This is a genomic window from Thioclava atlantica (assembly GCF_000737065.1).
GTDB lineage: Bacteria > Pseudomonadota > Alphaproteobacteria > Rhodobacterales > Rhodobacteraceae > Thioclava > Thioclava atlantica.
Genome location: NZ_AQRC01000010.1, coordinates 139,552 through 150,116, shown reverse-complemented (window position 1 = coordinate 150,116; position 10,565 = coordinate 139,552). Strand labels below are relative to the sequence as shown.

Genomic DNA, 10,565 nt, shown 5'->3' with positions numbered 1-10,565 from the left:
GACAGCACCTAATGTGGCACAATGCGATGCCGGGAGCGGGAGCCATCCACTCCATCAATGGCGCAACAATGGCAACTTCATGAGCCTTGCCGACGCCCGGGAAAAGTTGGAAGCTTGGCGTAGACACTACAACGAAGACCGACCTCACAGTGCGATCGGATACAACGTCCCGATTGCCATGCATTATCCCGATGGCGTCACCAGCCCGTCATCGTGAAACAGCCGGGAAAATCCAGCTTCCGGCGGTCCAACGTTGGGGAGCAGGGCAGGCTCATTGGGTGACTACCTCACCCTGAACACGATCATCGGAAGCTACGCCGATAAAGAAGATATCGAGGTTCCTGATGAACTGCGGGATATTGAGTTTCTTCACCGCCTCGCGACCGCTGCCGCGTTCCGATGGGGATTGGTTTTCGAAATCGTGCTCGCTGCCCTTCAAGTCGCTATCGGTCGTGGGGCTCGCGAGTTGACGCGGCGGGATTTCGATAAGGCTTGGGCTAAGAAGACCGGAACGGCGGAGATCGCCTCACCCTTCTCAAGCCCGAATTACAGAAGCATCTACCGTCGGGATCGCCCCTTCGAAGAGGCTTACCTCGACTGACACTCACCACCACTTCATCTCGCATGAACCCGCGCCTCGGCGCGGGTTTTCTTTTGTCCGGACCTTCTACAAAAGGGCTGCTTGAAAGTTGGGTTTCCCCGCGCAGCTTTATGGTTTTCCGCGTATGGATATGGTTTCTAGCGTGGCTTGTCGGCTTCGTAAGTGTATGTAAGTTAATGGAAATATTGCGACCTCGAATCGGCGCGGTGAATTCTTGGGCACTCTTTTGGTTTCTCTGGCTGCATCGCGCTTGAGCCTCGCGGCTCGCTGACGGGCTGGAGCGGATCATGAGACCACCGGGGGCCTCCCGGTGGTCTTTTTTTGATCGCGCCCCGGTTGAGGGGCTGCGGCGTGACCAACTTTTCGTTGAACGGGGCGGCGGGCTTTTTCCTAGTCAGCGAGATGGAATTGGGCTACTCTTTTTGTCAGACCCGGAAAACGGGCGATTTGAGGCAGTAACGGCAGTAGGCCCCATGACAGAAATGGCATTCGGCACCGTCCCCGTGCGGGCCGGTGAACCCGTCCTCCCGAAATGGTGGCGCACCATCGACAAATGGGCGCTCGGCTCGATCCTGATCCTGTTCGGTCTCGGGATGTTGCTGGGGCTCGCGGCTTCGGTGCCGCTGGCCGAGCGCAACGGGCTCGAACCCTTCTATTATGTGAAGCGTCAGGCGGTGTTCGGGGCGCTTTCGCTCGGGGTGATGCTGGCGATCTCGATGCTCGACCCGCGGCAGATCCGGCGGCTCGGCGTGGCGGGCTTCGCGCTCGCCTTCGTCGCGGTGATGCTGCTGCCGGTGCTCGGGACCGATTTCGGCAAGGGAGCGGTGCGCTGGTACTCCTTCGGGGTCGCCTCGATCCAGCCCTCGGAATTTCTCAAGCCCGGCTTCGTCATCATCTCGGCCTGGTTCATGGCCGCCGCCGACGAGGTGGGCGGGCCGCCGGGGCGGCTCTATTCCTTCCTGCTGGCGGTCATCATCGTCGTCGCGCTGGCGCTGCAGCCCGATTTCGGCCAGGCCTCGCTCGTCCTCTTCGCCTGGTCGGTGATGTATTTCGTGGCCGGGGCGCCGATCGCGCTTCTCTCGGCCATCGGTGCGCTCACCGTCGCCGGGGGCTTTTTCGCCTATAATTTCTCGGAGCATTTCGCGCGCCGGATCAACGGGTTCCTCTCCACCGATGTCGACCCGCGCACGCAGATCGGCTACGCGACCAACGCGATCCAGGAGGGCGGCTTCTTCGGCGTCGGCGTGGGGCAGGGCTCGGTGAAGTGGTCGCTGCCCGATGCGCATACCGATTTCATCATCGCGGTCGCTGCGGAGGAATACGGTCTCATTCTCGTGCTGTGCATCATCGCGCTCTACGCGACGGTGGTGATCCGCTCGCTCTTGCGCCTGATGCGCGAGCGCGATCCCTTCACCCGTCTGGCGGGGGCAGGCCTGGCCTGTGCCTTCGGCGTGCAGGCGATCATCAATATGGGGGTTGCGGTCCGGCTCCTGCCCGCGAAAGGCATGACTTTGCCGTTCGTGAGCTACGGTGGGTCTTCGGTCATTGCTTCGGGGATCGCGGTGGGTATGTTGCTCGCTCTGACTCGCACCCGGCCGCAGGGGCAGATTTCCGATATCCTCGCCCGGCGCGGCCGCTAACCCTGAGGAGGGCGAGATGGCCAAGGACAACACCCCGCTGCTGCTGATCGCCGCGGGCGGCACCGGCGGGCACATGTTCCCAGCCCAGGCGCTCGCCGAGGCGATGGTGCGCCGGGGCTGGCGGGTGAAGCTCTCGACCGATGCACGCGGCGCGCGCTATGCGGGCGGCTTTCCCCATGTGGTCAAGGTCGAGCAGGTCGCCTCGGCGACCTTCGCGCGGGGCGGAGCGCTCGGCAAGTTGCTCGTCCCGTTCCGCATTCTCGGCGGCATCTTCTCGGCGATCATGCGCAACCTCTCGGATCGGCCCGCCGTGGTCGTCGGCTTCGGCGGGTATCCCACCATACCGGCCCTGTCCTCGGCGCTCGTTCTGCGCATCCCGCGCGCGATCCACGAACAGAATGGCGTCATGGGTAAGGTGAACCGCGTCTTCGCCAAGCGGGTGGACCGTTTCGCCTGCGGCACCTGGCCGACCGACGTGCCCGAGGGCGTGCAGGCGCAGCATGTCGGCAACCCGGTGCGCTCGGCTGTGCTCGAACGCGCGGGCGCGGGCTACATCCCGCCCGGCGACTACCCGATGTCGGTGCTGGTGATCGGCGGCAGCCAGGGCGCGCGGGTGCTCTCGGACACCGTGCCCGCGGCGCTTGCGAGCCTGCCCGAAGCTGCCCGCGCCAATCTGCGCGTCGCGCATCAGGCACGGCCTGAGGATCTCGAGCGCGTCGTGGCCGCCTATGAGGCCGCAGGCATCGCCGCCGAGGTCGAGCCCTTCTTCAAGGATGTGCCGCGCCGGCTTTCCGAGTGCCAGCTCGTGATCTCGCGCGCCGGCGCCTCTTCGGTCGCCGATATCTCGATCATCGGACGCCCCGCGATCCTGATCCCCTATGCCGCGGCCGCGGGCGACCATCAGAGCGCCAATGCGCGCGGGCTGGCCAAGGCGGGCGGGGCGATCGTGATCCCCGAGAAACAACTGACCCCCGAGAGCCTGCGCGACCAGATCGCGCTCGTTCTGGACAATCCCGAAGGTGCGTTGCAGATGTCGCGCGCCGCCCTTTCCTACGGGGTGCCTGACGCGACCGAGCGTCTTGTCGCCCTCGTCGAAGACCTAGCAGGACCGATTACATGAACGCCACAAAACTGCCCGGAGAACTCGGCCCCATCCATTTCGTCGGCATCGGCGGGATCGGCATGTCGGGCATCGCCGAGGTGCTGATGACGCAAGGCTTCACCGTGCAGGGCTCGGATGCGAAAGCCTCGAAGATCACCGACCGTCTGGCGAGCCTCGGGGCCACGATCTTCGAAGGTCAGCGCGCCGAGAATATCGGCGATGCGGGCGTGGTGGTGATCTCGACCGCGATCAAGCCGGGCAATCCGGAGCTTGAAGAGGCGCGCCGCCGCGGCCTTCCCGTCGTGCGCCGGGCCGAGATGCTGGCCGAACTGATGCGGTTGAAGTCGAACATCGCGGTCGCGGGCACGCACGGTAAGACGACCACCACCACGATGGTCGCGACGCTTCTGGACAAGGGCAATTTCGATCCGACCGTGATCAATGGCGGCATCATCCACGCCTATGGCTCGAATGCGCGCGCGGGCGCGGGCGAATGGATGGTGGTCGAGGCCGACGAGAGCGACGGTTCGTTCAACCGTCTGCCCGCGACGATCGCGATCGTGACCAATATCGACCCCGAGCATCTGGAGCATTGGGGCTCCTTCGACGCGTTGCGCAAGGGGTTCTACGATTTCGTCTCGAACATTCCCTTCTACGGGCTTGCGGTCTGCTGCACCGATCACCCCGAGGTGCAGACGCTCGTGGGCAAGCTCAATGACCGCCGTGTCGTGACCTTCGGCTTCAACGCGCAGGCCGACATTCGTGCGGTGGGGCTGCGCTACGAGCGGGGCGTCGCGCATTTCGACATCGCGCTGCAGGGCGAGGAAGACAAACCCGTGATCGAGGGCTGTACGCTCCCGATGCCGGGCGACCACAACGTTTCGAACGCGCTGGCGGCGGTGGCGGTGGCGCGTCACCTGGGCATGAAGCGCGAGGAGATCCGCGACGCGCTGGCCAATTTCGGCGGCGTGAACCGGCGCTTCACCAAGGTGGGCGAGGTGCTCGGCGGCGTCACGATCATCGACGATTACGGCCATCACCCGGTCGAGATCGCCGCCGTGCTCAAGGCGGCCCGTCAGGCGGTGGCGCCGGGAGCGCGGGTGATCGCGGTGCACCAGCCGCATCGCTATTCGCGCCTGCATTCTCTGTTCGACGATTTCTGCACCTGTTTTAACGAGGCCGATGTCGTGGCGATCGCCGAGGTCTATGCCGCGGGCGAAGAGCCGATCGCGGGCGCGACCCGTGACGATCTGGTGGCCGGTCTCATCGCGCATGGCCATCGTCATGCCCGTGCCATCTTGTCGGAGGATGATCTCGCGCGGCTGGTCAGGGAACAGGCGCGGCCCGGCGATATCGTGGTCTGCCTCGGCGCGGGCACGATCTCGGCCTGGGCGAACAATCTACCCGCGAAGCTGGGGGGCTGAGCGGGGGCGGGTGCGGCAAACCGCCGGACCTGCTGGAACGACGATCGAATTGCGGCGCTGCCACGCCGTTGGCTTTGGCTGGTAAGGCGAGAAATGCGCAGCGATCCTCCCCTCAAGCGACGCCTCGGGATGGGGCTCCTGACCGGCTATGGTGTCGGGGTCATGGTTGGCGCGGGGATCTATGTCCTCGTGGGCGCCGTGGCGGCGCAGGCCGGGATCTGGGCGCCGCTGGCCTTCGTGCTTGCCGGCGTCATCGCGGCCCCATCCGCGCTCTCCTATGCCGAGCTGTCCTCGCGCATTCCCGAAGCGGCGGGGGAGGCTGCCTATATCGAGGACGGGTTGCGCAGCCATGCGCTCGCCATCGCGGTGGGTCTCGCGATCGTGGTCGCGGGCACCGTCTCGGCCGCGGCTGTCTTGCGCGGCGGCGCCGGCTATCTCGCGCTCTTGCTGCCGTTGCCGCAAGAGGCGGTGATGGTGGGGTTCGGGGTTCTGCTCGTGGGCGTGGCCTGTCTCGGGGTGCTCGAATCGGTCGGGCTCGCCACGGTGCTGACGCTGGTCGAGGTGGTGGGGCTCGGGCTGGTGATCTGGGCCGGGTTCTCGGCCCCGCCGAGCGTCGATCTAGCGACGCTCCCCGCGCCCCACTGGCCGGGCATCGCCGCCGCCGCCTCGCTCGCCTTCTTCGCCTTCATCGGTTTCGAGGACATGGTGAACATGGCCGAGGAGATGCGCGACCCGATCCGTGACATGCCGCGCGCGATCCTCGCCGCGCTCGCGATCACCACCGTCCTCTATCTCGGCGTCTCTTGGGCGGCGGTACGCGCCGTGCCGCTTGAGCAGCTGGGGCAGTCCGAACAGCCGCTCGCCCTCGTGTGGCAGGCGGCGGGGCACAAGCCCCAGCTTCTCGCGGCGATCGCCGTCGCCGCGGCGCTGAACGGGGTGCTTGCCCAGGTGGTGATGGCAGCACGCGTGCTTTACGGGCTCGGACGCCGCACGCAGGCGCTGAGCGTGTTTCACCATGCCCATCCGCGCTTCGGCACCCCGGTGCTCGCCACCTCGATGACCGGCGGGGCGATGATCGCGCTGGCGCTGAACGCGCCGGTCGAGCGGCTCGCCGGGGCGAGTGCGATGGTGCTGCTCGGTGTCTTCCTTCTCGTCAATCTTTCGCTCGTTGCGCTCAAGACCCGCAGCGATTTCGCGCCATTCCGCGTACCCATGGCCGTGCCGGTGATCGGCGCGACGGTCGCGGGTGCCGCATTGATCGCCGCCCTTGGAGGGCTTGCATGACCCTGTCGCTGATCTTCGCCTGCCTCTGGGCTCTTCTCGCCACCCTGATCGCGATCGGTCCGTCGCGATGGCACTGGCCCGCCGCGCGGGTCCTGATCGTGCTCGGGGTGCCGCTTCTGGGCTGGGTCACCTATGAGAACGGGCCGATCGTCGGGCTTCTGGTGCTGGCCGGGGGCATCTCCGTACTGCGCTGGCCGGTGATCTTTCTCTTCCGGGGCCTGCGCGGGCGGGGGCGCAAACCCGCTGAATGAGCACGCAAGCCGCTTGCTCCTGCCCTGACGCGCCGCTACGAGAGGCGACATGACCGACAATCCCTCCACCTACACGCCGCGCGGCGTTTTGACATCCAACCGGCCTCTGGCGGAGCTGACCTGGCTGCGCGTGGGTGGGCCCGCCGACTGGTTCTTCCAGCCTGCCGACGAGGACGACCTCGCCGCCTTCCTGAAAGGTTTGCCGGAGGAGATCGCGGTCTTCCCGATGGGGGTGGGGTCGAACCTGATCGTGCGCGACGGTGGCATCCGCGCGGTGGTGGTCCGTCTCGGGCGCGGCTTCAACGGGATCGAAATCGAAGGCGACACGGTGATCGCCGGGAGCGCCGCGCTCGATGCCCATGTCGCGCGCAAGGCCGCCCAGGCGGGGCGCGATCTGACCTTCCTGCGCACCATTCCCGGTGCGATCGGCGGGGCGGTGCGGATGAATGCCGGGTGTTATGGCACCTATGTCGCCGATCACCTGATCGAGGCGCGGGCCATCACGCGGGCGGGCGAAAAGGTAACCCTCACGCCCGCGGATCTGAACTTCGCCTATCGCCAGAGCGATCTGCCCGAAGGCTGGGTGCTCACCGGCGCGACCTTCCGCGCCGAAGCGGGCGATCCCGAGGCGCTCGAAGCGCAGATGGCAGACCAGCTCGCCAAGCGCGACGCCACGCAGCCCACCAAGGACCGTACGGCCGGCTCCACCTTCCGCAATCCGGCCGGGTTTTCCTCGACGGGGCGCGAAGATGACGTGCATGATCTCAAGGCCTGGAAGCTGATCGACGATGCCGGAATGCGCGGCGCGCGCATCGGCGGAGCGCAGATGTCGGAAAAGCACAGCAACTTCCTGATCAATGCCGGTGACGCGACCGCCGCGGATCTCGAAAATCTCGGTGAAGAGGTTCGCAAAAAGGTTGTGCAATCGAGCGGAATATCGCTACAGTGGGAAATCATGCGCGTAGGCGAATTCGGGGCGTAAGATCCCGCAACCACGGCGCAAATTCTAAGACCAGACGGGGGAACACCCCCGCATGAGGCGAGAGTGGCGGGTATGTCGAGCAGGGCATCCCACCGTGTAGCGGTTCTGATGGGCGGCCCTTCCGCGGAACGGGAGGTCTCCCTCTCCAGCGGGCGCGAATGCGCCAAGGCGCTGCGCACGGCGGGTTTTGATGTGATCGAGATCGACGCGGGGGCGGACCTCGTGGAGCGTCTGGCCGACGCCAAGCCCGCTTGCGTCTTCAATGCACTGCATGGCCGCTGGGGCGAGGATGGCTGCGTTCAGGGCCTGCTCGAATGGCTGCGCATTCCCTATACCCATTCCGGAGTTCTGGCCTCGGCGCTGGCGATGGACAAGGCCCGTGCCAAGCAGGCCTTTGCCGCGGCCGGGCTGCCGGTCCTGCAATCGGTGATCGCCTCCAAGGACGAGGTCATGGCGCGCCATGTCCTGCCCGCACCCTACGTCGTCAAGCCGAATAACGAGGGCTCCTCGGTCGGCGTCTATCTGGTGATGGACGGTGCAAACAGCCCGCCGAATCTCTCCGAGCAGATGCCGGACGAGGTGATGGTGGAGACCTATGCGCCGGGCCGCGAAATGACGGTCTCGGTGATGGGCGATCAGGCGCTTTGCGTGACCGAGATCATCACCGAGGGCTGGTACGATTACGACGCGAAATACCGTCCCGGCGGTTCGCGCCATGTCGTGCCCGCAGAGATCCCTTCCGAGATCACCGAGGTCTGCCTCGACTATGCGCTGCGTGCCCATCGGGTGCTCGGCTGCCGCGGGCTGTCGCGCACCGATTTCCGCTGGGACGAGGGGCGGGGCCTTGAGGGGCTCGTGCTGCTCGAGACCAATACCCAGCCCGGGATGACGCCGACCTCGCTCTCGCCGGAGCAGGCGGCGCATTGCGGGCACGACTTCCCCGCGCTCTGCGCCTGGCTGGTGGAGGATGCCTCATGCGACCGGTAGGCCCGCCTGCGCCGCGCGAAGCCTCGGGCCACAGGGGGAGCCCCGGCGGTCACGTCTATCAGCGCGGACGGGCGCAGCGCCGCGATCCCGCCCCGTCGCGGCTGTCGTTCCGGCTCCAGCGCCTCTGGCTCACCCCCTCGGTGCGCGCCTTCGCGCGGATCGGCCTTCCGGTCTTCGTCGTCGTGCTCGGCGTCGCGATCTGGCTGGGCGATCAGGGGCGGCGGGCGGCGCTCATCGCCAAGGTCGAGGAGATCAAGAGCGCGATCGAGCATCGCCCCGAATTCATGGTCAAGCTGCTCAAGATCGAAGGCGCGAGCCCCGAGGTCGCGCATGCGGTGCGCGCGATGATCCCCGTGCAGCTCCCGGCCTCGAGCTTCGATATCGACCTTCAGGGCTATCGCGACACGATCCGTCGCCTCGATGCGGTGGCCGATGTGAGTCTGGTGATCCGCCCGGGCGGGGTACTCGAGGCGGATGTGACCGAGCGCGTGCCCGCGCTGCTCTGGCGCAAGCCGGGCGGGCTCGAGATGCTCGACGAGACCGGGCACCGGGTGGCGACGCTGCTGACCCGCGAGGCGCGGCCCGATCTGGCCGTGGTTTCGGGGGAGGGGGCCGACAAGGCGGTCTCCGAGGCGCTCCAGATCCTCGCGGATGCCGGCCCGATCCGGGCACGTCTGATCGGGCTCGAGCGGATCGGCGAGCGCCGCTGGGACATGGTGCTCGATCACGGTCAGCGCCTCATGCTGCCCGAAAAGGATCCCGTCGCGGCGCTCGACCGCATCCTCGCGCTCAATACCGCCGAGGACCTGCTCGCACGCGACTTCACCGTCATTGATTTCCGCAACAAGGACCGCCCGACGATCCGGCTGAGCGATCAGGCGCTCTCCGAGTTCCGGCGGGTCCAATCCGACATTCTTCAGGCGAGGGCTGCAAGATGACCGATCTCTACGAGTCCCAACGCGCGATGCGCAACATGCGCAAGGCCGCGATGCAACGCGGGGTGATCGCCCTTCTCGATATCGGCACCTCGAAGATCGCCTGCCTCGTGCTGCGCTTCGACAGCCCGAACGGGACGGAGGGCGAGGGCTCGCTTGCCGGTCACGCCTCGGTGCGGGTGATCGGCGCGGCGACCACGCGTTCGCGCGGCGTGCGCTTCGGCGAGATCGACGCGATGGCCGAGACCGAACGCGCGATCCGCACTGCCGTCCAGGCCGCGCAGAAGATGGCCAATACGCGGGTCGATCACGTCATCGCCTGTTTCGCGGGCGCACAGCCGCGCTCCTACGGCCTCGCGGGCGAGATCGACGTGCAGGGCGAGCAGGTGAGCGAGGCCGATGTCGGCCGCGTGCTGGCCGCCTGCGACGTGCCGCCGATCGGAACGGGGCGCGAGGTGCTCCATGCCCAGCCGGTGAATTTCGCGCTCGATCACCGCTCGGGCCTGTCGGACCCGCGCGGTCACGCGGGGCATCGCCTCGCTGTCGACATGCACCTGCTGACGGTCGAGGAGACGGCGATCCAGAACCTGATCTACTGCATCCGCCGCTGCGATCTGGAGCTCGCGGGGATCGCGAGCTCGGCCTATCTCTCGGGGATCTCGAGCCTCGTCGAGGACGAGCAGGAGCTGGGCGCGGCCTGCATCGACATGGGCGGCGGCGCGACCGGTGTGTCGATCTTCATGAAGAAGCACATGATCTATGCCGATGCGGTGCGGCTGGGCGGCGATCACGTCACCCGCGACATCGCGGCCGGCCTGCAGGTTCCGATGGCGGTGGCCGAGCGGATCAAGACCTTCCATGGCGGCCTCGTGGCGACCGGGATGGATGACCGCGAGATGATCGAGCTGGGCGGCGATTCCGGTGACTGGGAAAAGGACCGCCGCCAGATCAGCCGCGCCGAACTGATCGGGATCATGCGCCCGCGCGTCGAGGAGATCCTCGAGGATGTGCGCGCGATCCTGGACGGGGCAGGGTTCGAGCATCTGCCCTCGCGCCAGATCGTGCTCACCGGCGGCGCGAGCCAGATCCCCGGCCTTGACGGGCTGGCGGCGCGAATCCTCGGCCAGAACGTGCGACTCGGACGCCCCATGCGGGTGCAGGGTCTGCCGCAGGCCGCGACCGGGTCGGGCTTCTCCTCGGTGGTGGGGCTCGCGCTTTTCGCGGCCCATCCGCAAGACGAATGGTGGGATTTCGAAATGCCTCCCGAAACACTGGGCGGGCGCAGCCTGCGCCGGGCGATCCGCTGGTTCCGGGACAACTGGTAAATGTAGAAAAAGTGAAATTCCGGCGTTCACAGCA

General features: G+C 66.7%; 11 protein-coding genes. All 11 read left to right on the top strand.

What is annotated here, in order from left to right:
- Positions 1 to 217: transposase (locus DW2_RS20185; protein WP_238321329.1), on the top strand; the 217-nt coding region annotated here is incomplete at its 5' end.
- Positions 218 to 274: 57 nt separating this feature from the next.
- Complete coding sequence (locus DW2_RS13160; RefSeq protein ID WP_156102974.1) at positions 275 to 601, top strand: hypothetical protein; 327 nt, start codon at positions 275 to 277, stop codon at positions 599 to 601.
- Between the two features lie 473 nt (positions 602 to 1,074).
- A complete protein-coding gene (locus tag DW2_RS13155) occupies positions 1,075 to 2,241 on the top strand; it encodes a peptidoglycan glycosyltransferase FtsW (RefSeq protein ID WP_038147331.1) in 1,167 nt (388 codons plus the stop codon).
- Between the two features lie 16 nt (positions 2,242 to 2,257).
- A complete protein-coding gene (locus tag DW2_RS13150) occupies positions 2,258 to 3,361 on the top strand; it encodes a UDP-N-acetylglucosamine--N-acetylmuramyl-(pentapeptide) pyrophosphoryl-undecaprenol N-acetylglucosamine transferase (protein WP_038147328.1) in 1,104 nt (367 codons plus the stop codon).
- Positions 3,358 to 4,767 carry a UDP-N-acetylmuramate--L-alanine ligase gene (gene murC, locus DW2_RS13145; RefSeq protein WP_038147326.1) on the top strand — a complete coding sequence of 470 codons (1,410 nt, stop codon included), beginning with the start codon at positions 3,358 to 3,360 and terminating at the stop codon, positions 4,765 to 4,767. Before DW2_RS13150 ends, murC begins: the two co-directional genes overlap by 4 nt.
- 93 nt (positions 4,768 to 4,860) lie before the next feature.
- Complete coding sequence (locus tag DW2_RS13140; protein ID WP_038147324.1) at positions 4,861 to 6,051, top strand: APC family permease; 1,191 nt, start codon at positions 4,861 to 4,863, stop codon at positions 6,049 to 6,051.
- Entirely contained in the window at positions 6,048 to 6,302 is a 255-nt protein-coding gene (locus DW2_RS13135; protein WP_038147321.1) for a DUF2484 family protein, read from the top strand. Before DW2_RS13140 ends, DW2_RS13135 begins: the two co-directional genes overlap by 4 nt.
- Positions 6,303 to 6,351: 49 nt before the next feature.
- The gene (murB, locus tag DW2_RS13130; protein WP_038147320.1) at positions 6,352 to 7,284 is read left to right on the top strand and encodes a UDP-N-acetylmuramate dehydrogenase; all 933 of its coding nucleotides are present in this window, start codon (positions 6,352 to 6,354) and stop codon (positions 7,282 to 7,284) included.
- Positions 7,285 to 7,347: 63 nt separating this feature from the next.
- Complete coding sequence (locus DW2_RS13125) at positions 7,348 to 8,271, top strand: D-alanine--D-alanine ligase (RefSeq protein WP_081874984.1); 924 nt, start codon at positions 7,348 to 7,350, stop codon at positions 8,269 to 8,271.
- Entirely contained in the window at positions 8,259 to 9,209 is a 951-nt protein-coding gene (locus DW2_RS13120) for a cell division protein FtsQ/DivIB (RefSeq protein WP_038147318.1), read from the top strand. The genes DW2_RS13125 and DW2_RS13120 overlap by 13 nt, the downstream gene beginning before the upstream one ends.
- Positions 9,206 to 10,531 (top strand): cell division protein FtsA, encoded by a 1,326-nt coding sequence (gene ftsA / locus DW2_RS13115; protein ID WP_038147317.1) that lies wholly within the window; start codon positions 9,206 to 9,208, stop codon positions 10,529 to 10,531. Before DW2_RS13120 ends, ftsA begins: the two co-directional genes overlap by 4 nt.
- Positions 10,532 to 10,565 lie beyond the last annotated feature (34 nt).

What these genes read in the sequence shown, in the direction of transcription:
- DW2_RS13155 (WP_038147331.1), top strand. Translation starts at nt 1,075, where the DNA reads ATGACAGAAATGGCATTCGGCACCGTCCCCGTGCGGGCCGGTGAACCC.
- DW2_RS13150 (WP_038147328.1), top strand. Translation starts at nt 2,258, where the DNA reads ATGGCCAAGGACAACACCCCGCTGCTGCTGATCGCCGCGGGCGGCACC.
- murC (WP_038147326.1), top strand. Translation starts at nt 3,358, where the DNA reads ATGAACGCCACAAAACTGCCCGGAGAACTCGGCCCCATCCATTTCGTC.
- DW2_RS13140 (WP_038147324.1), top strand. Translation starts at nt 4,861, where the DNA reads ATGCGCAGCGATCCTCCCCTCAAGCGACGCCTCGGGATGGGGCTCCTG.
- DW2_RS13135 (WP_038147321.1), top strand. Translation starts at nt 6,048, where the DNA reads ATGACCCTGTCGCTGATCTTCGCCTGCCTCTGGGCTCTTCTCGCCACC.
- murB (WP_038147320.1), top strand. Translation starts at nt 6,352, where the DNA reads ATGACCGACAATCCCTCCACCTACACGCCGCGCGGCGTTTTGACATCC.
- DW2_RS13120 (WP_038147318.1), top strand. Translation starts at nt 8,259, where the DNA reads ATGCGACCGGTAGGCCCGCCTGCGCCGCGCGAAGCCTCGGGCCACAGG.
- ftsA (WP_038147317.1), top strand. Translation starts at nt 9,206, where the DNA reads ATGACCGATCTCTACGAGTCCCAACGCGCGATGCGCAACATGCGCAAG.